General features: G+C 49.2%; 18 protein-coding genes. 9 read left to right on the top strand and 9 right to left on the bottom strand.

Annotated features, from left to right (window positions below):
• Positions 1-206: 206 nt before the first annotated feature.
• From rimO to IDZ20_RS15660, 6 genes are all read left to right on the top strand, one after another.
• Positions 207-1,529 (top strand): 30S ribosomal protein S12 methylthiotransferase RimO, encoded by a 1,323-nt coding sequence (gene rimO / locus IDZ20_RS15635; RefSeq protein WP_188152387.1) that lies wholly within the window; start codon positions 207-209, stop codon positions 1,527-1,529.
• Between the two features lie 138 nt (positions 1,530-1,667).
• On the top strand, positions 1,668-3,506 hold the full coding sequence (locus IDZ20_RS15640) for a putative bifunctional diguanylate cyclase/phosphodiesterase (protein ID WP_188152388.1): 1,839 nt from the start codon (positions 1,668-1,670) through the stop codon (positions 3,504-3,506).
• Positions 3,507-3,711: 205 nt separating this feature from the next.
• Positions 3,712-4,674 carry a 6-phosphofructokinase gene (gene pfkA, locus IDZ20_RS15645; protein WP_188152389.1) on the top strand — a complete coding sequence of 321 codons (963 nt, stop codon included), beginning with the start codon at positions 3,712-3,714 and terminating at the stop codon, positions 4,672-4,674.
• Positions 4,675-4,701: 27 nt separating this feature from the next.
• On the top strand, positions 4,702-5,790 hold the full coding sequence (locus tag IDZ20_RS15650; RefSeq protein ID WP_188152390.1) for a zinc transporter ZntB: 1,089 nt from the start codon (positions 4,702-4,704) through the stop codon (positions 5,788-5,790).
• A 2-nt stretch (positions 5,791-5,792) separates the two neighbouring features.
• Positions 5,793-6,197, top strand: coding sequence for a DUF6488 family protein (locus IDZ20_RS15655; RefSeq protein ID WP_188152391.1), 405 nt, complete (start codon positions 5,793-5,795; stop codon positions 6,195-6,197).
• Positions 6,190-6,585 carry a nucleotide pyrophosphohydrolase gene (locus IDZ20_RS15660; RefSeq protein WP_188152392.1) on the top strand — a complete coding sequence of 132 codons (396 nt, stop codon included), beginning with the start codon at positions 6,190-6,192 and terminating at the stop codon, positions 6,583-6,585. Before IDZ20_RS15655 ends, IDZ20_RS15660 begins: the two co-directional genes overlap by 8 nt.
• Before the next feature lie 28 nt (positions 6,586-6,613).
• On the opposite strand, the gene IDZ20_RS15665 is transcribed toward IDZ20_RS15660, so the two are convergent.
• A complete protein-coding gene (locus IDZ20_RS15665) occupies positions 6,614-7,447 on the bottom strand; it encodes a 23S rRNA (adenine(2030)-N(6))-methyltransferase RlmJ (RefSeq protein WP_188152393.1) in 834 nt (277 codons plus the stop codon).
• A 61-nt stretch (positions 7,448-7,508) separates the two neighbouring features.
• Entirely contained in the window at positions 7,509-8,474 is a 966-nt protein-coding gene (locus IDZ20_RS15670) for a substrate-binding periplasmic protein (RefSeq protein ID WP_188152394.1), read from the bottom strand.
• A gap of 222 nt (positions 8,475-8,696) precedes the next feature.
• On the opposite strand from IDZ20_RS15670, the gene IDZ20_RS15675 reads away from it, so the two are divergent.
• The gene (locus tag IDZ20_RS15675) at positions 8,697-9,575 is read left to right on the top strand and encodes a TolB family protein (protein WP_223144992.1); all 879 of its coding nucleotides are present in this window, start codon (positions 8,697-8,699) and stop codon (positions 9,573-9,575) included.
• Between the two features lie 56 nt (positions 9,576-9,631).
• Here the strand turns inward: IDZ20_RS15675 and IDZ20_RS15680 are convergent, their stop codons facing one another.
• From IDZ20_RS15680 to IDZ20_RS15705, 6 genes are all read right to left on the bottom strand, one after another.
• On the bottom strand, positions 9,632-10,921 hold the full coding sequence (locus IDZ20_RS15680; RefSeq protein WP_188152396.1) for a GGDEF domain-containing protein: 1,290 nt from the start codon (positions 10,919-10,921) through the stop codon (positions 9,632-9,634).
• Positions 10,922-10,986: 65 nt separating this feature from the next.
• Entirely contained in the window at positions 10,987-12,288 is a 1,302-nt protein-coding gene (locus tag IDZ20_RS15685; protein WP_188152397.1) for a GGDEF domain-containing protein, read from the bottom strand.
• 449 nt (positions 12,289-12,737) lie between these two features.
• Positions 12,738-13,133: a hypothetical protein gene (locus tag IDZ20_RS15690; RefSeq protein ID WP_188152398.1), complete on the bottom strand. Its 396-nt coding sequence runs from the start codon at positions 13,131-13,133 to the stop codon at positions 12,738-12,740.
• 107 nt (positions 13,134-13,240) lie between these two features.
• Positions 13,241-13,387 carry a hypothetical protein gene (locus tag IDZ20_RS15695; RefSeq protein WP_188152399.1) on the bottom strand — a complete coding sequence of 49 codons (147 nt, stop codon included), beginning with the start codon at positions 13,385-13,387 and terminating at the stop codon, positions 13,241-13,243.
• The gene (locus IDZ20_RS15700) at positions 13,374-14,792 is read right to left on the bottom strand and encodes a sigma-54-dependent transcriptional regulator (RefSeq protein ID WP_223144993.1); all 1,419 of its coding nucleotides are present in this window, start codon (positions 14,790-14,792) and stop codon (positions 13,374-13,376) included. Before IDZ20_RS15700 ends, IDZ20_RS15695 begins: the two co-directional genes overlap by 14 nt.
• Before the next feature lie 393 nt (positions 14,793-15,185).
• Positions 15,186-18,251, bottom strand: coding sequence for a PAS domain S-box protein (locus tag IDZ20_RS15705; RefSeq protein ID WP_188152401.1), 3,066 nt, complete (start codon positions 18,249-18,251; stop codon positions 15,186-15,188).
• Positions 18,252-18,544: 293 nt separating this feature from the next.
• Here IDZ20_RS15705 and IDZ20_RS15710 point away from each other — a divergent pair, with 293 nt between their 5' ends.
• The gene (locus IDZ20_RS15710; protein WP_188152402.1) at positions 18,545-19,369 is read left to right on the top strand and encodes a mechanosensitive ion channel family protein; all 825 of its coding nucleotides are present in this window, start codon (positions 18,545-18,547) and stop codon (positions 19,367-19,369) included.
• A gap of 31 nt (positions 19,370-19,400) precedes the next feature.
• Here the strand turns inward: IDZ20_RS15710 and IDZ20_RS15715 are convergent, their stop codons facing one another.
• Complete coding sequence (locus IDZ20_RS15715; RefSeq protein WP_188152403.1) at positions 19,401-21,236, bottom strand: putative bifunctional diguanylate cyclase/phosphodiesterase; 1,836 nt, start codon at positions 21,234-21,236, stop codon at positions 19,401-19,403.
• 127 nt (positions 21,237-21,363) lie between these two features.
• Between IDZ20_RS15715 and IDZ20_RS15720 the strand changes: the two genes are divergently transcribed.
• Entirely contained in the window at positions 21,364-23,487 is a 2,124-nt protein-coding gene (locus IDZ20_RS15720) for an alpha/beta hydrolase family protein (protein WP_188152404.1), read from the top strand.
• Positions 23,488-23,510: the final 23 nt, after the last annotated feature.

The raw sequence follows: 23,510 nt of genomic DNA on the forward strand, positions 1-23,510 counted from the left end.
GTGGACGCAGCAGGTAGGAGGGTGGAGTGGCCACGCGGGAGGCCGTATATTACAGGCTTCTTGCTTAAAAAGCGAACAGACAAGGGCGTTGGTCAAGCTGTGCAGAAGTGTGCCAAGTCGAGTGACTTGCACTGACAGGGCCATTGCAAAAGAGTAGAATCGCCCCCTTATTTGTGCCCCCCCTGTTTTATTGTTGAGATGCCATCATGACCCAGCCCAAAGTCGGCTTTGTATCCCTCGGTTGCCCGAAAGCCTTGGTAGATTCCGAACGTATCCTTACTCAGTTAAAAATTGATGGTTACCAAGTGGTACCCACTTATCACGAAGCCGATATGGTGGTTGTGAATACCTGCGGCTTTATCGATAGCGCCAAGCAGGAGTCACTCGACGCGATTAGCGAAGCTATGGCTGAAAATGGCAAGGTTATCGTTACCGGTTGTATGGGAAAGGGCAAAGATGCCGAAGTGATCAAACAGGCCTTCCCTAACGTGCTGAGCGTTACTGGCCCAGCGGCCTACGAAGAGGTGATGGGCGCTGTGCACAGCTATATTCCGCCGTCGCAGCAACACAACCCACTGATTGATTTAGTGCCGCCACAAGGCGTTAAGCTAACACCGCGCCACTACGCCTACCTGAAGATTTCGGAAGGTTGTAATCATCGCTGCTCGTTTTGCATTATTCCGGATATGCGTGGTGATCTTGTCAGTCGTCCAATTGGCAGCGTGATGGATGAAGCCAAGCGGCTTGTGGATGCCGGTACTCAAGAGCTTTTGGTGATATCCCAAGATACCAGCGCCTATGGTGTAGACGTTAAATATCAAACCGGATTTTGGCAGGGCCGCCCGCTTAAAACTCGGATGTTGGAACTCTGCGAGGCGTTGGGTGAGCTGGGAGTATGGGTTCGATTGCACTATGTATACCCCTACCCCCACGTGGATAACGTCATACCGCTAATGGCCGAAGGCAAAATCTTGCCTTATCTCGATATTCCCTTTCAGCACTCTAGTCCGCGTATTCTAAAGGCGATGCGGCGCCCGGCTCACCAAGAGAAAACCTTGGAGCGTATTCATAAGTGGCGCGAAAATTGCCCTGACCTTACCTTGAGATCGACATTTATTGTCGGTTTCCCAGGTGAGACAGATGACGATTTTGAGCACCTGTTGCAGTGGTTGCAGGAAGCCCAGCTAGATCGCGTTGGTTGCTTCCAGTATTCGCCAGTCGACGGCGCAAAAGCGAACGATTTACCCGACCATGTGCCGGAAATTGTCAAAAAAGAACGCTGGGAGCGCTTTATGGAGGCTCAGCAAGCCATTTCTGCCGCGCGATTACAGCGAAAAGTGGGGCGTGAACTGGAGGTGTTAGTCGATAGCTCTGAAGGCGAAAATGCGCTGGGTCGCAGCTACGCAGATGCTCCAGAGATTGACGGCGTGGTGATTATTGAGGGCGCTGCGGGCTTGGCACCGGGTAGCCGAGTTAAGGTGAATGTAACCGCCGCCGATGAATACGATCTTTGGGCTGAGCTGAAGTAGACGCCTTAGTCTATTCTTAGTAAAGCACGGATGGAGCGTAAAGGTATGAGCTAGAGGGCTTGCTGTTCGTGGGTGGCTGTAAACCTTGATCGTTGATCTGCCTAATATTGTTATAAGCTCAGAGAGTAGCGCTAAAGAATGAAAGATGAAGAATCGTCCAAAGCCCTCGACAACACTCTGATTACTCAGGCCTGTGCTTGGGTAAATAACGATAGCGATGCGCGCGTCTACATGGGGCTCTTACTTGAGCACATCCCGGTATTGGTGTCTGCAATCGCCGCAGATGGCAGTGTGGTATTTGCGAGTCGTCACCACTCTTTGCTTGCTGGCGTGCCGGCTGAAATTCATAACGCCCAGACCGAGCCAGATCTTTATCCCGCCTTTGTACAAACACGTTTAGCCGAGTTGCAAGATCAAGACTTAAACGGCGATGGCGAGCAGGTTTGGGAGTTAAGTGCTAAGCACAAAGATGGCACTATGCACCTGTATCGTATGCGCCGCGTGTTTATTAGCCACTATAGTGACGGTCGCGCCGAACTTAGCTCTGCATCGGCCTGTATCAATTGCGTCACATTCACCATTGGTATCGACGTTACTGAACACAAAGAGGCCGAAAATGCGCTACGTGATCACCAATCTCATATCAACTATGTAACCTTTCACGACCCACTTACCGGCCTTGCCAATCGCTCGCTGTTTTACGACAGAATGAAAAAAAGCATTTCCCGCGCGCGCCGCAGTGATACCGGCTTAGCCATTATGCTGCTGGATTTGGATCGATTTAAAAATATTAACGATAGCCTCGGCCACGACGCCGGGGATGCTTTCCTAAAGCATATCGCACGTAGTTTGACCGAAGAGTTGCGCGATACCGACACGGTTGCGCGTTTGGGCGGTGATGAATTTGTTATCGCCTTGGAAAATATCACCGAAATTGAGTCGGTACAGAAGATAGCCGAAAAACTATTGGCGAGTTTATCGCAACCGGTGAATATGCGTGGACATGAAATTGTCACCACCGCCAGTATTGGTGTGAGCGTATTTCCTGCCGATGGGGATTCCGTCGACCAGCTCCTAAAGCATGCAGATACCGCGATGTACCGCGCCAAGGCCGCGGGCAAAAATCGTTTTCAGTTTTTTGTTCAGGCCATGTCCGATAACGCGGTAAATTTTCTGTTGTTAGAAAACGACCTGCGTCGCGCCATAGAGCAAGATGAGTTGCTGCTTTTTTATCAGCCACAAATCGATCTTAACAACGGCCAAATAATTGGTGTTGAGGCGCTTGTGCGCTGGCAGCATCGCGTGCGCGGTTTGGTCTCTCCGGTTCACTTTATTCCTCTAGCGGAAGAAACTGGCCTGATAGAGCCGCTTGGGGACTGGGTGCTGCGGCATGCTTGTGAGCGTTTTCAGGCTTGGCTGGACGCGGGGCTTAACCTGGGCAAAATTTCGGTCAACCTTTCTACTCGCCAGTTCCGCCAGGAGAGTTTTGAGACCACAGTTCAGAAAATTCTCACCGAAACGGGATTGCCAGCAGAATACCTAGAGCTGGAAATAACCGAAACATCGGCAATGGAAAATGCCGCATCATCGATTGAAACCTTGAAATGTCTCAGTGATATGGGGCTTTCCTTAGCCATTGACGACTTCGGCACTGGCTATTCATCGCTCTCCTACTTGCAACGATTCCCAATTCAAAAGCTGAAAATCGATCGCAGCTTTATTGTCGATGTCGACAACGATATGCAAGAAGCGGCCATTGCTAAGTCGATTATCGACCTGGCCCACAATATGTGTTTGCAGGTTATCGCTGAGGGCGTGGAGCGGCCGTCTCAGTCAAAGTGGCTAATTGCCCGCGGTTGTGATCAAGTGCAGGGCTTTTACTACAGTAGGCCGCTCAGCGAAGAGGCGCTACTCGAGTTTGTAAACGATCCGGTTCGAGCGACTCGTTACCACGACTGTGTGCGTCTGCGATTATAAAACTTCCATAAACGCGCGCTATTCCGTGTTTTCTTTTTTTTATGGCGCTTTCCTTGGGGTAATGGCGGGGATTTTGTCTCGAAATCCTGTAAAATCAGATCCTTAAATCTTTGTTCAAAGTCTGCGCGCTAGATTCTGCCAGTAGTTGGGTTTCGTTGCTTTTGCGTATTCTCTTTTTTTATCACTTCTTCACAGGTAGTTCAAAATGATACAGCGAATAGGGGTCTTAACCAGTGGTGGTGACGCGCCAGGTATGAACGCGGCCGTGCGATCTGTTGTGCGTACTGCATTGCACCACGATATGGAAGTGTTTGGGATCTATAACGGATATCAAGGCCTCTATAACGGCGAGATTAAACTGCTGGATCGACGCTCAGTTGCGGACATGATTAATCGTGGCGGTACCTTCTTGGGTTCGGCGCGCTTCCCCGAGTTTCGCAACGAAGAGATTCGTAAAGAAGCGATTAAAAACCTACACGAGCACGGCATTGAAGCGCTTGTCGTTATCGGTGGTGACGGCTCCTATATGGGTGCTAAAAAATTAACTGAGATGGGATTTCCCTGTATCGGTCTGCCCGGCACAATCGACAATGATGTAGCGGGCACCGACTATACCATTGGCTTCTTTACCGCTTTGAATACGGTGTTGGATGCGCTCGATCGTTTGCGCGACACCTCAAGTTCACACAAACGAATTTCCGTGGTAGAGATTATGGGCCGCCATTGCGGTGACCTAACGGTCGCTTCGGCGATTGGTTGCGGGGCCGAATTTGCCATAGTGCCCGAAGAACCCTTTGATGAAGCCGTTTTTCTCGATCAGTTGCGAGACCATGTTGCACACGGTAAAAATCACGCAATAGTGTGTATTACCGAAAAAATTACCGATGTCTATAAATTGGCCGAACGTATTGAAGCGGCAACTAAGTTAGAGACGCGTGCGACGGTTCTTGGTCATATTCAGCGCGGTGGTGCTCCTACCGCCTTCGATCGCCTATTGGCAAGCCGCATGGGCGCCTATGCTGTGCGTCTATTGCGTGAAGGGCTTGGCGGCCGCTGTGTGGGGATTCAAGCGAACGAGCTAGTACACCACGATATTATCGATGCACTGGAAAATATGACACGCCCTTATAATCCTCGCCTAGTCGAGCTTTGTCACAAGCTGGCATAACGCAATTGATAGGCCGAGGAAATGGTTATGGCGTTAGGCTCGGCGGATAAGAGCGAGGCTGCGACGGGGCTTTCGCCAGTGGATTCAGCTGTGAGTTCAACAAGCTCTGCCGTCGCGCTACCGGCCCCAAGTTTGCTGTACGGTTTAATCTTGTCCGGCCCCAAGCGCGGTTCCACTATCGAGTGGTCGACCTTACAGAGCCATATCTTTGGCGATCCAAATTCCACTCTAGAGCTAGATCGTGAAACGATCTGGCTCCACATCGACTACACCCATCCAGATGCCAAGCAATGGCTAAACCGGCAGCATTGTGTAAGCCCCTTAGTGGCCGAAGCCTTGTTGCGCGAAGAGGCGCGTCCGCGAATTAGTGTTCTTGGTAATTCGCTACTGGCGTCGCTGCGCAGTATTAACTTCAGCGCAGAAGCCAACCCCGAAGACATGGTGGCACTGCGCCTATGGACTGACGCGCGCTTGATTATTACTTCGCGCCGTCGTCACGTACTTGCCGCTCAGGAAATGGCCGAGCGCATCCAGTCGGGTGAAGGGCCGGAAACGGCGTCAGGGTTTTTGGTGGCGCTGTGTGAAACTCTCATGCTGCATATGCAGGAGACGATTTCTGATATTGAAGATTATCTCGGCGATATTGAAGAGCAGGTGCTACTAAGCCCCGGCTTACAATTGCGTACCGAAGTGGCAAAGTTACGGCGTCAGGCGATTGCCTTAAGGCGTTACCTTGCACCCCAGCGCGATGCCATGCTGCAGCTGCAAAATGACAAAATAAGTTGGCTCAATAACGACGATCGCTCGCGCCTACGTGAGACTACTGATCACTTGCACCGCTATATTGAAGATCTTGATTCGGTCCGCGACCGCGCCGCCGTTACCCAGGAAGAGCTCGCGAACCGTCTCGCCGAACAACTGAACAATCGCATGTATGTGCTGTCATTAGTTGCAGCGATTTTTCTACCGCTCGGGTTTTTTACCGGTTTACTAGGTATTAATGTCGGCGGTATTCCGTTGGCAAATTCAAGTATTGGCTTTGTTGTGGTGCTGGGCCTTTTGGTCGTTGTTGTGTCGCTACAACTTTGGTTACTAAAAATAAAAAAATGGTTTTAATTATGAATACTTATCGCAACTCATTTCTGTTCACGTTGGCTCAAAGCTTTGTTGTCTGTTTTTCCGTGCTGCTGTTTGCCAATGCCGGTTATGCCCATGAAAACCACAACAAAATGCCGGTGTCTATAAAAAAGGCATTGGACATAGGTTTGTCGACAGCGCACCAATACAGCCGTGAAGATTCGCCATTCGCGCTAAAAAAGCTGCCTGTAAGTTGGGCTGCGCTGGATCAATCTGCCGTTAAAATCCATAAAAATGGCCGCGGCTACTATATTGTCTCGGTGGAAAACAAAGCCGAAGCTAAAACCTTATATGTTTTGATCGCACTTGCCGGTGACGTATTCGATGCAAACTTCAGCGGCGAATTTAAGTTGTTCCCCAAGCCTGGTTATATTCCCCATGACTGATCGGCTTGAATCTAGCAAGGATCGGCTGGCACCAGGGGAATCGATAGCAAGCGTGCAGGCCTATCTGCGCGACTTCGCCAGGCAGCGTGATTGGCAGCAATACCACAACCCTAAAAATTTGGTTATGGCGCTCAGCGTAGAGGCGTCGGAGCTACTAGAAATTTTTCAGTGGCTTAGCCCTGAGCAGGCGGAAAATCTAAATCCTCAACAGCGTGAAGCTGCCAGCCATGAAATGGCCGATGTCTTTCTGTACCTGTTGCGTTTAGCCGATCAACTGGATATCGACCTGTGGGACGCGGTCGCGCTCAAAACAAAGCTAAATGAAGCGCGCTATCCTGCCGATAAAGTTCGCGGTAGCGCGAAAAAATATTCGGATTATACCGATTAGGCCAAGTGCATGGCGCTGTTATAGCGCCTTACAGTGTATCGAGTGCACGCCAGTGACTGCCGCCGTCAGTCGCCACTAGAGGCGCTGCAAATTCTAAGAACTCGGTTACTTCTGCGGTTAACGACCAAGGCGGATTAATCACAATCATACCGCTACCTCGCATCCCTTTTGCCGCTTCATCCGCCGTTACCGAGAGCTCGTAGCATGCAATTTTCTCATGTTGTTGCTTGCGCACTGCACGGTGTAAGCGCGCCACCTGATCTGAATTTACAATCGGATACCAAATTGCGTAAACACCCGTCGAAAACTTACGTGTTAGTACCTGCAGATGATCCGCCACTTTGCTGTAGTCCTGCTTAAGCTCGTAGGAGGGGTCGATAAACACTACACCGCGTCGTTCGACAGGAGGCAGAAGTGATGCGCTTTTTTGGAAGCCATCAACGTCATAGCAGTGAGAATTCTTAAAAGCGGACATGGTTTTTTCGAGTCGAGGAAAGTCTTGTGGGTGTAGTTCACAAAGCTCCAAACGGTCGTAGGGGCGCAGTAGCTGTGCCGCCAGCCACGGCGAACCCGGGTAGCTGTAGCTATTGTTTGAACCGCATTTGGCAACTAAGTTGAGGTAGTCTTTAACTAATGCGGGTGTTTTCGGTGCATTGCGAATACGGCCAATACCGTCGTTGTATTCCTGAAGCTTCTGCGCCTCCGATGTATTTAAATCGTAGCGTCCTGCACCTGCGTGGGTATCGATATAACGCAGAGGTTTATCTTTTTGAGTGAGGTAGGACAATATTCTACACAGTGTGTAGTGCTTTAATATGTCGGCGTGGTTACCTGCATGGTAAAGGTGGCGATAGCTGAGCATTATTGATTGGTATCCTGATTGATTGGTGCGCTAGGGGTACGCGCGCGAAGATAGTGACTGTTTAATTAGCGGTGCTGGGATTTAGTGTTTGCAGGTCGTTAATGTTGAGCCATAGTTGGTTGTTCGCAAGTGGGGTTTGTTCGGAGAGCAGGGGATTGGTCAGCTTAAGCACTTTGCGCTCATGCAGTTTTGCGCGGCGAATATCGCTGCCAAAGCGATCGTAGAAAATCTCGTCGAACGAACCGTTGTTAATGGCTTTTAATAATCCCTGCTCAATAATATCTGCGAGCGCTTGATTATCTTTTGCGACAAAAAAATAGTAGGCGGCGGGGTAGTGCAGCGCTAAATGATTTTCCACCACGAGGTCGGATTCGCTGAATTGTTGCTGCTCGTTCCACACTTCTACTAAGGACCGTGGAAAATAGTCGATACGGCCGACGTCGAGCATTTTGAATAAGCCACGGCTATAGGACGAGAGTTCTAGTGCAAAATTGTTTTTATCGAGGATTTCGGCATCGGGCCAGTCGTGACCTTGCCCAGCTACCATTTTCTGCAGCCCCGCTGTTGTCTCAATAGCGGCAAAGTGAGCTTGGTTTCTGGTGTGAATAAAGAGCAGGCGCCAGCCGATTAGGCCCTTATAGATGGGGACTCGAATAGGGCGCAACATAGATTCGTGTCGCTGGTTGGTCATTAGCCAGTGTACGTCGTAGCGGCCATCAATAAGATTGCGGCTGCTGCGGCTTTCCAGAACCCAAGATGAGTTAACAGGTTGCAGCTTTAAAGGTTGGTTCATTTCCGCAAAGGCGAGCTCTAGGAGCTTAAGCTTGTAAAGGTCGTTCGGGTTGATCTCGCCAGATTCGAGCCCTGGGTAACGTACCAGCCAGCTTTGCGGTGGGACGGTACTGTTGGTTTCGATGGCTGGCTGGATACCATGCGGAACAGTGGTGGGCGTAGGCGACCCCGCCGCTAATACTGGCGCAATCAGGCTGATCGAAAATAGAAAAACAACGAATTTTACCGAGAGCATGACCTAGCGCTATGTATTATGACGGGTTGTGTTCACTAGTATGTTACTAATCGAGCGGAGTATCCATTTAAAAAGGGCTCGAGAATTGTCCATTAAACTAATTTTAGTGTGTAACTTAAATTTAACAATTCACTTTTTAGAATGCTTGTTGCGCGTGGAGGGCCGGGTGCTCCTGATCCCTACCTATCGCGTTTATGGGCCACAATAGGAGTAGCAATTGCGATGAGTAAGGCAACGACAGTAGCGCCGGTGTTGGTTGTTAGTCAGTTGGAAATTCTCGATATAGCGTCCAAATCACGCGATGTTATTCACGTTGGAGCCGATGTATTTGAGGCGCCAAATTGGCATCCATACGATAATTATTTGATTATTAATCGCGCTGGATACTTGTATCGAGTGGACCTTGAAAGCCATGTGGTTAAACAGATCGATACCGACTTTGCGGTAAGGTGCAACAACGATCACGGCATCTCGGCTGACGGAAAATGGTTGGTGGTGAGTCATCATGATAGCGAAAGCGATGATAAATCAGTGCTATATATATTGCCGGTAGAGGGCGGGGTTCCGCGTAGGGTTACCGAGCATGCGCCATCCTATTGGCACGGTTGGTCACCGGACGGTAAAACCTTGGCCTATGTCGCTGGACGCACTGCCAGTAAAGACTATGACATCTACTCGATCTCTGTAGAAGGTGGCCCAGAAACCCGTTTAACCGCTACCCCAGGGCTTGATGACGGCCCAGATTACTCCCCCTGTGGACGCTATATTTATTACAACTCCTACCAAACTGGAATGATGCAAATATGGCGGATGGATGCCGACGGAGCTAACCCAGTACAGCTTGTCGAGTCGCCACATTCGGACTGGTTTCCGCACCCTTCACCCGATGGTAAATGGTTGGTGTTTATTCGCTATCTTGAAAATCAACAGGAAGCTCATCCGTTTGGACGGGATGTACAGCTTATGTTGTTAAACAATGACAGTGGTGAACTGCAGCCGTTAACTGATATTTTTTATGGTGGACAGGGGAGTTTGAATGTTCCGAGTTGGTCGCCGGACAGCAAGAAGCTGGCGTTCGTAAGCTATATTGATCAAGCCTGAGAGTAAGTGGCCTGTACGTTCTAAGGAATAATAAAGCCACTCATTAATCAATGGCTTTATCCCATGATCGTGCAGTTGCCGCCAATCGATTTCGCTTTGGCAATTGCCGTGTCGAGATCTTGAAATGCGGTGATGAAGCCGCCTTCCACGCCGAGCTCACAAATTGACGCACAGATGGTAACGCTGGATCGTTTGCTTTTTTCTTGAATCCAAGCGGATAAAATTTTACGAATATTTTCCACCATCACAAATGCGCTTGCGGTGTCGGTGTCGGGGCAGAGCATCACAAATTCGTCGCTGTCCCAACGCGCCAGAACATGGTCGGCACGAGCGTGAGACTGAATGACGTCGGTAATGTTTTGTAAGAAGTCATCTGTGTTAGCGAGGCCAAGATGTTCTTTGGCATTTTTAAATTGATCAATGCTAAAGAGTGCGAGTGACGCTGTTTTAGTGCTTGCCGTGCTATTTAGAAAGCGGTCGATTTCTGCGGTGAAACCTAAGCGGTTTAAGGTTCCTGTTAGCGGGTCCGACTTCGACAGGTTTTCCAACTCTGCGGAACGTGTTTTAAGCTTTTGGTTAAGTTCGTTCAACTCATCGATACGGTTAAGGTTCTCCTGACCGGCGCGGTATAATGCTAACCAGCGCATTAAGGCAACCGCAAATGCGCCAAGCAGCCAAAGCGTAATGATACCTAAATACCATTGTTCTGCGGAAATACGCTTCCCGACTAATTCAACATTAATAATACGAATTTCGTGATCGCCAAATGGGTAGGGGTTTGCAAAATCCAGCCCAATGTTGACGACGTTAGCGAACTCGGGTCTGGATTGTTCGCGGGTAAGTTCGTAGTGATCTATCCACCAGTCGGCAACGGTGAACTCATTTAACTCTATATTTATTGGCCGATTTAAGTCGGAGGTATTGAGTTGCACACTCATAAATTTGCCATCATAGCCGTCGAGTTTATCCGCCATTGTGGCGTCGTAGTCGCGCAGATAAAGGCGAATTTTTTTCGCAGGTCCGGTGTAGGTGATATGTAGGTTTAAAGAGTCGTATTGTGTTAAGTCTAAACCTTTACTGTGGCTCGTACCCGGTACTGCGGAAATACCGCAAAAAGGATATTGCAGCCCTTCGCGCAGTTTACAGGCCCACAACCCGTTGGTTTGATCTAGCCAGTAGGCTTCGCTTTCGCCACCGTCGCGGCTATCTGCGTAAAGAGAACGCCGTGAATCGGGCGAGCTCATTACCTGCAGGGTTCTGTCGGGGATGTGTTTGTATAGGGCTATTGCCGCAACGCTTAACAGCGGCGCTATAAGAATGTAGACAATCGATCGAGATTTAATCATTTGCAGACCTGAAAGCGTTGTAAATAGAAGGCATAACTGTGTTGTCCAATTTGGGATCGCCAGCGCTAGTCCGTGCTATTGGGTGTTGGCAGGTAAATAACACAGTTGCGACCGGAATCCTTTGCACGATAAAGCGCGTCGTCGGCACGTTTGAATGCGGTGGTAAACGTGTCCGATGAAGAGAACATTGTTGCGCCGATGCTGATGCTTACACTCAAGGGGTTATGTGCTTCAAATCGATAGGCCGCTACCGCACCGCGGAGTTTGTCGGCAAGTAGGCGCAGATACTCAGCGTTAATATCGGTGCAAACTAACAGGAATTCCTCCCCGCCCCAGCGTCCGAATACGTCTTTGTCGCGGGTATTTAGCGAGACCACGGCGGTTAAGCCCTGAAGAATTCTATCGCCAGCATCATGACCGCGACGATCATTGATACGTTTGAAATGGTCGACATCGATTACAAGTAAACCAATGTTGTCGCGAGTTCTATTTTTTTCTAGCAGTTCAAATATGAATTGCTCCATACCTCCGCGATTTAAAATGCCGGTAAGGGTATCGGTAGTCGATTTAACTTCGTATTCGTGCTTTTCAATTTCAAGCTTGTGGTAGCTAGAGGCGAGTTCAGTTAGGCGCTGTGTTTCGGCTTGTGATTTTTTGTTCAGTGTATAAAAGCGGCCGATACCTTCCCAGGCGAGCAGGCACATCCACAAAATAATAATCGCGAAGAATAAGTCTTCGCGCTCCAACCACTCGCCGACCATCTCAATCTTGTTGATGCGCAGCTTATGTGTACCTGGAGTGACGTAATCGATGCCGATGGTGACGACATTATCAAATTCAGTGCCTGCTAAGCGGCGAGGTAGGTCGAACTGGGTAAGCCACCAGTCGATAACCGTGAGCTCGTTAAAGTCAATAAAGACATCGCCATGAAGGTCTTGAGTGCGCAACATCAGCGACATAAATTTACTGGAGTTCTGATCCGCTTCTTTAGAGTAAGCAGGATTGAAGTTGCGAATAAATACACGGATACGTGAGGCATCACCCTCGTAGGTTAGGTTTAGTTTGAATCCTCGGTAAGCGGAAAAGTCTAAACCTTCGCCGGCGGGTAGGCCGAAGGAAATGGAATAGCCACAACCGCCGTGAGTCTCGCTTTCTCGGTATTCGCACAACCACTCAACATCCTCTTGGTTTACCCACTCAGCGGTGCTGGTGCCACCCCAGTCGGAGTCTGCATAGATTGAATGAACCATACCGCCGTTTGGGTGCAGCATAAGCTCGCGTTCTGGAATATAGCGGGCACAAAGCACTGCGATTAGCGTAATGAGAACGGCGCAAAGTCGTACGGCGTTGTAGAGAGTCGAACTCATGTAGCTTACCTTTGAGGCAACGGATGATATTGAAAGATGCTTAATGCCTAGCTTATGTACGCACTATTACCAATCTATGTGGCCACATGGTTGCCAGCATGATAATGGCGTGAATTGTGGCTTGGGTTTTAGTATGAGGGTCGCTTGATAGAGACCTAGATAGCAGCCTAGAACCGAGCTAGAAGCTAACTGAATTCTAAATAGTGGCGTGCATTTTCCTATCAGTATAGAGCAGATATTACGGGGCGGAGGTTTCTACTGAGGAATTTTAAGCTCGCAACTCTATTATTGCCGGGAGTTGATAGTTGGAAGTTGGAAGTTGGAAGTTGAGAGTAGGGAGTTGAGAGTAGGGAGTTGATTCGCGTGGTTCGATTCAGGGCCAGTAATCCGCGGTAATCGAGTCGAGGGGGCTAATTGCGGAGTAGAGGATGCAATTGCTCGATAGAGCACTAGTTAGTGCGATCCATCCAGCTCCACAGTGTGAGTGCCGCATCGCAGAGTGACGTTGCATTCTCTGCATGTGCGGGATCGAGATTTTCCATCATAGTCGAAACGGCAAAAATCATATGTTTAAAGCCCTGTTGTCGTTGGCTGTTGTTGCCGCTGCGTAGCTGTAAAACACAGCGCTGTAACAAATCGATAAGTTGTTGCAGGTTTAGGTCATTGCCACTGGAAAGGGTTAGCTGTAATCCGTAAAGATCGTCCCACACTTCATCGAGCGTATCGGCATCGATGGGGGTTTCGCCCAAGTGGGCTCGCAGGCGCGTCTTGAGCTTGTGCAGGGCGAGTAAACTCGACGTATTTGTATCGATAGGTTCGCTAGGCGGCGGGAATAAAGATGTCATGTTAACTAATTCTCCAGACGACAACTTACGTCAATTCAGTCGAATCTATAAGGCACTTTACGTGCCAGTGTTGTGAGGGTGTGTTTTTTAGTAGTGACTTCAACGGCTTAGCCGAGGTGCTGATGATGCTTAGGGATTGTGAGGGGGGCGACAAATGTTGCAGCAAGCAAAGTATGGCTGCCGAATGGCGTTACATATTGACGATTACTTGCTGCGTCTGAAGTGGTTTGCTGGACCATATCAGTTTTTTTCACGTGCACGCACCAGCCGCTTATTAAGTGCCTGCCGAGTTATCCCGAGCAGTGTTGCGGCGATACCTTGATTGCCCTCTGCCCGCGTTAGTGCCGCTTGAATCAATTGGTCTTCGGCTTCTTTAAGGGTTGGTAGGGGTTGGTCGTCGCCCCAGCCTGCGCCGCTCGCCATTTCAGCTGGCGCCAGTATTAGTTGCTCCGCACTGTTGTTGCCAATCGCTGTGTGAAAGCTCGCGAGGGACAGTGCCGTGCCTTGCTGTCTAGCCACAGCATCAAAAATCATTCCCTCTAGTTCGCGAATATTGCCGGGAAATGCGTATTGTTTTAACAGTGTGTAGAGCTCTACCGGCACGCTCGGTGGTGTACGTTCAAAGTCCTTGGCGGCCTTGGCGACCAAGTGTTCAATGAGTGCCGGAAGATCGCCAATCCGCTGCCTAAGCGATGGGATTTGAATGTGATGAGAGCGCAAGCGGTAGTAGAGATCGAGCCGAAATTTGCCGTCCTTTATCGCGCTGAGAAGGTCTACGTTGGTGGCGCAAACGACGCGGGCATTGGTATTTACTGGGTGATCTTCGCCGAGTGGGTAAAACTCTTTTTCCTGCAGTAGGCGCAAGAGTTTTACCTGTGAAGATTCTGATAAGTCACCGATCTCGTCGAGAAAAATTGTGCCGTTCTGAGCGGTTTTAATAAGCCCGTCACGTTTACTTTCGGCGCCGGTAAAGGCCCCGCGTTTATGACCAAACAAGGTGTCGGAGAAGGCAATATCGTCTAGCCCAGAGACACTTACCGCGACGAAGTTGCCGCTGCGCCCAGAGGCGTCGTGTAACGCTCGTGCAAATAGCTCCTTCCCTGTACCGGTTTCACCGGTTACGAGAACCGGCTGCGGAGTTCGCGCGACGGCTTCCATATAGCGAAACAGGGAGAGCATATCGTCATCTTCGGTTACGATCGGGGCGAAGGCGGCGGGGTTTTTGATGGTGTTATCGAGTAGCGTCGCGCGCAGGTTTTCAACTTCTTCGCGCAGCGAGCGCAGCTCTAAGGCTCGATTTACCGAGGTGATAAGGCGAGCTTTATCAACCGGTTTAACAAGGTAGTCGACAGCGCCGCGGCGCATGCAATCAACCGCGATTTCGAGCTCATTGGCGGCCGTCATCATGATTACGGGAATGTCTGGGTGACGTTCACACACCTCAGATAAGAGATCCACGCCGGAAATGTGAGGCATATTGAGGTCGAGTAATACAGCGTCAACTTTATTCTGTTCTAGGGTGGCTTGAAGTTCGCGGCCGTCCTCTAAGGTGATGACTGATTCAATGCCGGCGGTACGCAACACCACTGAGGCGCTGCGCAGTAGCTGCGGTTCGTCGTCAACCAATACCAATAACTGGGTGTTGGGTTGCTCTGCCACGTGGCTCTCCATTTTGTCACAACAAAACTCTAGCGGGCTAATGTTCGGTAATTCGACTTCGGGGGTGCTAGAGGGTGATGCTGTGTTATTTTTAGTATTTTGACGTCACAGCTAGCAATATTTATGCCGAATGTAACGATTATGGGTTGTTACATTTTAGCGGTTGGGCCGGTGGATACCTATGGAGAGAGCGCCGCCCGCTGTTAGTTGTAGTGCACGGGCTCTACTTTGCTCCGGTTGTTTTTTGTTTGGGGTGCGACAAAAGTTGACTCTGGGTGATGGTAAAATAAAAAAGGTATTACAAATCAATGGCCTGGGCTTGCAAACATTTGTCCTTCTGTCGCCTTTTGTCGTATGGGGGTTGCGTGAAGGCTTGAGCAATAGCACCTCTCTCTATTGGTGATCGCTTAGTAGTGGTAGATAGATAGTCATGAGCGTGCCTTCGCCTATCTGACTGGCCACTTCTATTGTGCCTTTATGATCTTTGATCATACGGTAGCAAATAGAAAGGCCGAGGCCGGTGCCGCCTTGGCCCTGGCGAGTGGTATAAAAGGGGTCAAATATCTGTTGTAGTTGGTCTTGCTGAATGCCACAGCCAGTATCTCTAATCTCAATAATGGCCTGATCTAAATGATTGGCTCTAGTGGAGATGCTGATGGACTGGTTATTGTCATCTAATGCTTGCAGGCCATTCACAATGAGATTCACCAATACCTGCTCGATATGTTGTGGGTTGCCGTTAATCATTAGGTTTTCGCTACAGAGTGAAACCGTAAAGTTGTCGCAGTGCTTTTTAATGATCGGCTGTAGGAATTTGACCGTGCGTTCAATCAGCGGGTTGATCGCTAGCTCACTAAACTCTAGGGTTTCGTCAGGGCGAGCAAAGTCTTTTAAGTCTTTAACAATGCGCGCGATACGTTGCGCGCCATAGCTAATATCTTCGGTGAGTGTCTCTAGGGTTGATCGCAGTTCATCGTAGGGAATGCCGCCAATCATGGGCTTATCGTCTTCGTCCTCTAGGTAGTCATCGATAAGATCGAGCATCTCTGGTTGAAAGTGCCGAAGTAGGTCGTTGTTCATTTGAATCAAATGGTTGGGATTATTCACTTCGTGAGCGACACCTGCCACTAATGTACCGATAGACGCGAGCTTGTTAGCTTGGATCAATTGCGATTCCTGGGTGTGGCTTTTTGCTTCTAGGGCGCGCAGTTCGGTGAGGTCTTTGATAATCGTTACAGCGCCGGGTACGCCGTCGAGCTGAATAGCCTGGGTAGACAGCAATACCGTTAATATCGAGCCATCGCTGTGGGTAAACTGTGCTTCGAAGTTATTAACCTTGCCATCGCGCTGTAACTGTTCAACCATTAAATTTCGCTGGCTTTGATCGCGCCATAAGCCAAACAGGGACGTTTCTTTGCCAAGCACTTGCGTACGTTTGTAGCCGGTAAGCTGCTCGAAGGCGGGGTTTACATCGAGGTAACAATAGCCCTCGCTGGTACTGCGATCTAAGAGAATGATCGCGTCGGGAGATGCGGTAAATATTTTTTCGAATCGTTCGCGCGAGGTTAGCAGTTCTAACTCGGTAAGCTTACGTCGAGTGATATCCATAGAGACACCAAACTTGCGCAGCGGCTCGCCTGTTTTGCTGAAGATGGTGTGGACCATACCCTGCATATAGCGCATCTCACCATCGGCACGCATGATGCGGTAATCCCGCATTTGGGGTTCAAGTGTGTTGGCTGAGAGTAGTTGACTGACCTCATCTCGGTCATCGATATGCACATGCTCAATAAAGCGCTTGATCGTGGGGGTGAAGGTTGGCGAGTCGTAGCCATAGATGCGGAAAAATTCGTCGCTCGCGGTCATTTCACGATTTTGGTAGCTGTAAACCCAGTGCCCCATCTGGGCGATTTTTTGTGCTTGCAGGAGTTGCAATTCACTTTCCCGCAGCGATTGCTCGCTTTGCTTGAGGTCGCTTTCTGATTGTCGAATGCGGCTAATATCCAATAAGATCCCAAAGATCTTGTTGTCTTGGCCGTCAAGGTCATACTCGCGCCGCGCGTTGGCTAAGACGTAGCGGGTATCGCCGTCAGGGGTGACAATACGATGCTCAATTTCTATGCGTTTACCTTTTGCCATGCGCAGCGCTTGAGCCACTTTATCGCGGTCGTCGGGATGAATTCGAGCGCGTAGTTGGCGCCATGATAATTGAGCGTCATGTTTGTCGAAACCGTAGATGCGGTAAAACTCGTCGCTGGCATCGATCGAATCGGTACTGCCGTCGTAGAACCAGTAACCCAGGTGGGCTATTGACTGGGCTTCTTCTAAGCGTGATTCACTGAGTAGCAGTCTGTCTTCGGCGAGCACCTTGTCCGTTATATCGCTACAAATACCCCAGAGTCTAACCAGCTGTTGGTTTTCTGAGATACCTAATAAATTTACGCTGAGAAAACGGGGCTCACTGCCGGCAACTTGTATTTTAAGGAAGCTATCGTGGACGCGATAATTTTGCTGGATAAGCTTTTTCAGTAGCGCGTTGCTAGCGAGGGGGAATGCGGAAAAAGATGTGTCGGAAATGGTTTGACCGGCAACTTCACGCATTGACTGGCCTATCGCATTGCATTCTTGAATGACGCCATTGGCACGCATTTGAGCAACCAGTTCTGCAGGGGCTTGGTTGAGATCAATTGCCGGTTCAAATTCGCAGCGCCAAATCGCTTCGGTATTGTTTTCAATTAGCGCGCGGTAACGCGATTCGCCCATTTTAACTTCTTCATAGGCCGTTTTTAGTTGGCTGTTCATAGTGTTGTACGCCGTAACGACATCATCGAACAAATCGTCAGCGTTACCGTCCCAGAAGCGGGTGCGTTTTAACTGGAGTGGCGCCGCATCTAGCAGGCTATTGCGATCACTAACGTAGTTGGCAATATGGCGCAGGTGCCGAAACACGATTTTGTCGAACAAAAATGTAATAAAGAGCGCGATTAGAATGGTTTTGATGGTGTTGAGTAACAAGGTCATGCCGAGGTGTTCGAGCAGTGCTTGGTAGACTGGCTTTAGGGCCGTATAGACATTGAGTTCACCCACTAAAATACGCCCGCGTTCGCGGCCTTCATACACCAAGGGGTAGTTTCGCGATATGTAGCTTTCGTGCGGGTCTAGAACGCCGCTTTTTGCATAAACCGCTTGATCGGTTATAACCTCGACGTAGGCAACGCCCGGTAGCTGCTGAATATTGTGTACTTCCGCCTGCGCTTGCTCCTGATAAAATGACCAAAGTGAAAATACTAGGCTGGCGGTTGCCGTTGTTTCTATGTGGTCCAGCTGTAATTCAATACGGTCAATTTCACGTTCGTATTCGAGATAAAGCTGTAAACCTGTGGTGACGACTGAGAGTGCCGAGGCGCAGATAAGCACGTACACAATAAACCGCGTGCTGATCGATCGTTGCTTATTCATAGAGTGAATACCCACATTCTTACTGACGACGCTTCAGAGAAAGATAGCCGTGCGTCCAGTTCATCCTTTCGAACAGATTATAGTTCGCACCGAGTGCGAGGCGTAGAATACCGAGCGAAGATCCACATTGCGCGTTGTTCGCACGGTAGTGCTGAGCTTTACTTTTGCGGCCGAGGCCTTCTAGGATAAAGATCCTGTCTTATCCATGCAGAATAACAGAATTAAAGTTTAGCGGCTTTATCTCTAAACACGGTCATTTTTGCTACAAATATTCGAAAACTAAGGGGAAAAATATGGAAAAATATATTCAAGAATTGATGCAAGACGCGCCGGAATTGATTACCACCTATGGTCTTAAGGTTATTCTGGCCATTGCAGTCTATATCGTAGGTAAATGGGTCGCGACGCTAATTGTTAAGGTATTGCTTAAAGGTATGAATGCTCGCAAGGTAGATCCAACCATTGCGGGTTTCGTTAAAAATATCGTCTACTACGTTATCTTGGTGATGGTGGTTATTGCCGCGCTTGGTCAGTTGGGCGTACAAACGGCATCGTTTGTTGCCATTATAGGTGCTGCGGGTTTAGCCATAGGTTTTGCTTTGCAGGGCGCGCTTTCTAATTTCGCTTCTGGGGTGCTGTTAATTGCGTTCCGTCCCTTTAAGGTCGGAGATTTTGTTGAGGCCGGTGGCGCCGCTGGTGTTATTAAAGAGCTCTCAATCTTTTCTACCATTATGACGACTGGCGATAACAAAACCATCATCATTGCTAACTCCTCGATTACGGGCGGAAATATTGTTAACTATTCGACTCAGGCAGAGCGCCGCGTTGATTTAACCGTTGGCGTAAGTTACGGCGCGGACCTATCGTTGGTGCGTAAAGAGTTAGAAACCTTAGCGGCGGCGGACGAGCGTGTTATTCAGGATAAAGGTATTACCATTGGTGTGGTTGCACTCGCTGATTCGTCGGTTAATTTTGTCTACCGTGTTTGGGTGAAAACCGCCGACTACTGGGGTGTTTATTTTGATATGAACGAACGTATTAAAAAGCGCTTTGACGAGGTCGGTATTGAAATTCCATTCCCACAAATGAATGTTCACGTAAATCAAGTTAAGAGTTAATTGATTCGTTGCTAAGCCAATAGTGTAGGGTCTATTGCTGAAATTTAGGCGGTAGATCCTGCAATTCCGACCAAGCGATTGGCCGAGAAAGCCAATAACCTTGGGTGTAATTACAATCTGTCGTTTGCAGGAAGCTAAGTTGCTCCGCTGTTTCCACTCCTTCCGCGGTTACCTCCATTTTATATAAGCTTGCCAGCGACATAACGAGTTTGACCATTCGAATTTCGTGATCGTCTTCGGCCGTTATATTCCAGATGAAAGAGCGATCAATTTTTAAGTTGTGTACGGGGTAACGACGCAACTGATTGAATGCGGTGTAGCCCATGCCAAAATCATCAAGTGCCAGCTTTATGCCTAATTTATTTAACGACTCCATTACCGCCATACAGCGCTCGTCGTGCGCTATTACGCTGGTTTCAGTGATTTCCAATTGAATTTTCGCGGCATCGACGTTGTAGCGCTTGAGCAATTCTTCCAGCTTTTTAGGGAACAGCACATTGTGTAATTCGAGTGCGGAAATATTAATCGAATAGACGATATCTCGCAGCGGGCTAGATGCTGGAAGGTTGTGAATCTTCTGCAAAATATCGCGAATAACCCAAAGGTCTATATCGCGAATGAGGCCGAGCGCTTCTGCCGCGGGGATAAATTTGTCTGGGTAAATGCCGCTAAGCACCGGTGCATCGCAGCGAATCAAAACCTCTACCCCTGCAACCGAAAGGCTGTGGCAGTGGTAAATAGGTTGGAACACCAAGTGGAACAAATCTTCTTCTATAGCTTTTCTAAGACCGTGCTCGATCTGGCGCTGCTCTTCCAGTTGCTGTGCGAGAGCATCGTCAAAAAAGCGAAAGCCGCTTTTACCCATGCGTTTAGCTTCGTTAAGTGCGGCATCGGTATTGGCGAGCAATGCTTCAAAATCGAAGTGTGCGCGGCTGGCAAAACCAATACCTATACTAATACTGATGCGGGTTTCGTTACCGTCGAGCATAAAAGGCTCGGCGGCTACATCGATAAGACGCATTGCTATGGTTTGCGCTACATCAGTTGAGCTGATATCGGGGATCGACAGTGCAAACTCATCGCCCGACAAGCGCGCAATATTGGTAATCTGATTATTTGCGCCCTGCCCACTTGCGTGCACTAAATCATGACTTCGCAGAGACTGGCAAATACGTGCGGCAAAAGCTTGTAGCAGTTTGTCGCCGGTGTTGTGGCCAAAGCTATCGTTTACATTTTTAAAGCCATCTAAGTCGATAAAAAATAGCGCAAGATCAAGGTTGTTTTTCTGTAGCTTGATGAGCGTGGCAATAAGCCAGGTTGAAAACCCTCTGCGGTTAGTGGTTCCGGTTAGGTAGTCGTAATTGGCGTCAAACAGAAGGGCATTTTGTTGTTTATCGACCACATAGGAAAACGCTGCGGAGAAAATAATCGTGGTGATTAACGCAATGGAGACGAGTAGGTGGAGGTGCGGCGCAACACTGTTGAGTGCGGCGGCGAGAGTGATAACCACAATCGCCAGCGAGGCGTAAAAGGCGCGGCGATAATCTAAAATATAAAATAACGCAGCGCACAATGGATATACCAGCGCCAAACCTGCAAGTCCAAACCGATAACTACTAAGGGTCAGGGCTGTAAAAAGTGCGCTAAAAAGGATGTAGTAGAGGCCGATAACGGACTTGCGTCTACATAAAGTTGTTAGGATGCAAATCAGGCTAATACTGGCCGTGCCGGTTGCAAATGCCAGCAACCACTGCTCGCACAGCAGCTGATATAGTGTATAGCCGCTGCAAATTAATAAAGCCGCAGAGTGCAGAGCGATAGACGTTACTGTAGATAGAGTCGAACTGGTCGACTGATTAATAGCCATTGAATTAACTTGATTACCTTGTCTAAACCATCTGCTTTATTCAATTCAACAAAAGTCGATGAATTTTGCTGCCACTGAACGGCTATGTTTTAAAGTCTAGACGGATATTTGGAAAAGAGTCGTGTAAATGCACATAGTTGGGCGTAAAAATAAGCCGTTGTTATTGGCCGAGCGAAAGTTTGGGGGAGGCTACCGCGCTGCGATGCCGCTGTGGGTGTATTTAGTGGTAGTGTTTATCCAGCTAGATTGTGCCGCGCTCGCCTATGCAGAATTAGATCCCCCCCATTCCATCGAGTCGGCCGCGGTATTATTCGGGGCTTTGGCACGTATCAGTGACCCTAAACTATCGCCAAGTGGGCGTTATATTGCTTACAAGTCTGCTGGCGCGGATGGCTTTGATTTGCGTGTGGTTCGGTTAGATTTGGATTCGGCTGCGCTAAGTATAGATGTGACACAACTGTTGTCGGAGCTGAATTCTGAGCCGGTTGGCGATGACACTGACAGCGATCAAAACACCATCGGGGATACTTTTACGCAGGCCGGTAATAGTGTGCGTTTTGAAGATGGACTGAAATTGCACTCATATGCCTGGGCAAACGACGAGCGCTTGGTGTTGCAGCTACGCAAGACCATTCGCAGCGCGACACGTGGCTGGGTAGATGTGCTGAAGCTTGCGAGCGTAGGTGTAACCGGCTCTGAACTGGTGGAGTTTGCGATGGATCGCAATGACCAAGGTGACTTTTTGCAGTTCCCTCAGGTGGTCTCGTGGCTGCCAAATGATCCAGACCATATTTTAGCCGCGCTCGACGATGAGCGCGGTATGTGGGCGAGGCCGATGATTCACCGCGTCAATATTGTTACCGGTGAGCGTGAACTGGCCGCTCGCAACCCTTTTGGTTTTAACCGCTGGTTGGCGGACACCTCGGGCGAACTGCGCATTGGTGTACGTCTCGGTACTGACCCTGCGCCACACCAGACCACCTACGCCTTTTTGTCGGGCCGATGGCAGCAAGTATTAGATCAACCCTATCTACAAGCGGAGCGCATAGATCCTGTCGCTATAGCCTCAGCAGAGGATTTGACCGCCCTGGGATTAGCAATTGAATCACCGGTCACACCACCCTATTTAATTGTAGAGCTAGGCAATGCTCCGCCAAATCAAACCGGTCGGCGTTATGTGTATGATCTTGAGCACAACACAATAATCGGCCCGCAGCCGCGTTCCGCCCAGCAGTATCTTGCAAAGCGTTTGTCGAGGCGTTTTCCCGGCGCCCGAGTTGAGGTTAGCTCGCAAACATCGGACAAGCGCTGGACGTTATTAGAGGTTGCTTCGGACAAGATGCCGCCACGATTGTATTTGTTGGATCAATCTGAAACGCGTAGCGTCAGCAGTAAAAAAGACAAGAAGCTACGCGTATTGACCTATGCCTACCCGGCCTTAAAAAACTATGACTTAGCGAGTATGCGAGCAGTAGCATACCAAGCACGCGATGGGCGTCGTATCCCCGCTTACCTTACTGTGCCAAAGCGAACCGCGCTAGATAGAGATGACGGTCGTGAAAAGTCTGCATTGTTGCCGCTGGTTGTATACCCGCACGGAGGCCCTTGGTCGCGAGATCAGTGGGGGTTTGATCCCTATGTGCAGTTTTTTGCGAGTGCGGGTTACGCGGTTTTACAGCCGCAGTATCGCGGTTCGACTGGCTTTGGGGCTGAGCATCTCGAGGCTGGGTATCAGCAGTGGGGGCAAGCGATTCAAGACGATATCAGCGATGGCGTTCAGTGGCTCGCAGCGCAAGGTATTGTTGATTCAGAAAGAGTGTGTATTGTTGGTGAGAGCTTTGGTGGCTATGCGGCGGCCATGGGGTTAATAAAAACCCCAGAGCTGTATCAATGCGCCGTCTCCATTAATGGTGTTATGGATTTGGATCAGCACAATAATGATCTTGGCCATTCACTTTTTCCGACGGTAGGAAAAAAAATGGCCAATGATGGCAACGCGATCATATCGTTTTCACCTTACCATCAAGTAAACAAAGTTCGTTTACCGCTTTTATTGATAGCGTCGAAAAAAGATACTGTGGTTCCGGTTGAACATTCGCGCAAAATGTACCGGCGTTTGCTCGGGCAGCGAAAACCGGTCAACTACCTCGAAATAAGCGATGGCGGCCACTGGCGTAATAACAGTGCGCACGAGACGGAAAAAATGCGAGTTGTAGGTGAATTTTTAGCGCGCTATTTAGATGCCGAGTAAGGAATCTAAGGCCGTTGCTTTTT

The organism is Teredinibacter waterburyi, assembly GCF_001922985.1.
Taxonomy (GTDB): Bacteria; Pseudomonadota; Gammaproteobacteria; order Pseudomonadales; family Cellvibrionaceae; genus Teredinibacter; species Teredinibacter waterburyi.

Excerpts from the sequence above, each read along its gene's own strand:
- rimO (WP_188152387.1), top strand. The coding sequence starts at position 207 with ATGACCCAGCCCAAAGTCGGCTTTGTATCCCTCGGTTGCCCGAAAGCC.
- IDZ20_RS15640 (WP_188152388.1), top strand. The coding sequence starts at position 1,668 with ATGAAAGATGAAGAATCGTCCAAAGCCCTCGACAACACTCTGATTACT.
- pfkA (WP_188152389.1), top strand. The coding sequence starts at position 3,712 with ATGATACAGCGAATAGGGGTCTTAACCAGTGGTGGTGACGCGCCAGGT.
- IDZ20_RS15650 (WP_188152390.1), top strand. The coding sequence starts at position 4,702 with ATGGCGTTAGGCTCGGCGGATAAGAGCGAGGCTGCGACGGGGCTTTCG.
- IDZ20_RS15655 (WP_188152391.1), top strand. The coding sequence starts at position 5,793 with ATGAATACTTATCGCAACTCATTTCTGTTCACGTTGGCTCAAAGCTTT.
- IDZ20_RS15660 (WP_188152392.1), top strand. The coding sequence starts at position 6,190 with ATGACTGATCGGCTTGAATCTAGCAAGGATCGGCTGGCACCAGGGGAA.
- IDZ20_RS15665 (WP_188152393.1), bottom strand. The coding sequence starts at position 7,447 with ATGCTCAGCTATCGCCACCTTTACCATGCAGGTAACCACGCCGACATA.
- IDZ20_RS15670 (WP_188152394.1), bottom strand. The coding sequence starts at position 8,474 with ATGCTCTCGGTAAAATTCGTTGTTTTTCTATTTTCGATCAGCCTGATT.
- IDZ20_RS15675 (WP_223144992.1), top strand. The coding sequence starts at position 8,697 with ATGAGTAAGGCAACGACAGTAGCGCCGGTGTTGGTTGTTAGTCAGTTG.
- IDZ20_RS15680 (WP_188152396.1), bottom strand. The coding sequence starts at position 10,921 with ATGATTAAATCTCGATCGATTGTCTACATTCTTATAGCGCCGCTGTTA.
- IDZ20_RS15685 (WP_188152397.1), bottom strand. The coding sequence starts at position 12,288 with ATGAGTTCGACTCTCTACAACGCCGTACGACTTTGCGCCGTTCTCATT.
- IDZ20_RS15690 (WP_188152398.1), bottom strand. The coding sequence starts at position 13,133 with ATGACATCTTTATTCCCGCCGCCTAGCGAACCTATCGATACAAATACG.
- IDZ20_RS15705 (WP_188152401.1), bottom strand. The coding sequence starts at position 18,251 with ATGAATAAGCAACGATCGATCAGCACGCGGTTTATTGTGTACGTGCTT.
- IDZ20_RS15710 (WP_188152402.1), top strand. The coding sequence starts at position 18,545 with ATGGAAAAATATATTCAAGAATTGATGCAAGACGCGCCGGAATTGATT.
- IDZ20_RS15715 (WP_188152403.1), bottom strand. The coding sequence starts at position 21,236 with ATGGCTATTAATCAGTCGACCAGTTCGACTCTATCTACAGTAACGTCT.
- IDZ20_RS15720 (WP_188152404.1), top strand. The coding sequence starts at position 21,364 with ATGCACATAGTTGGGCGTAAAAATAAGCCGTTGTTATTGGCCGAGCGA.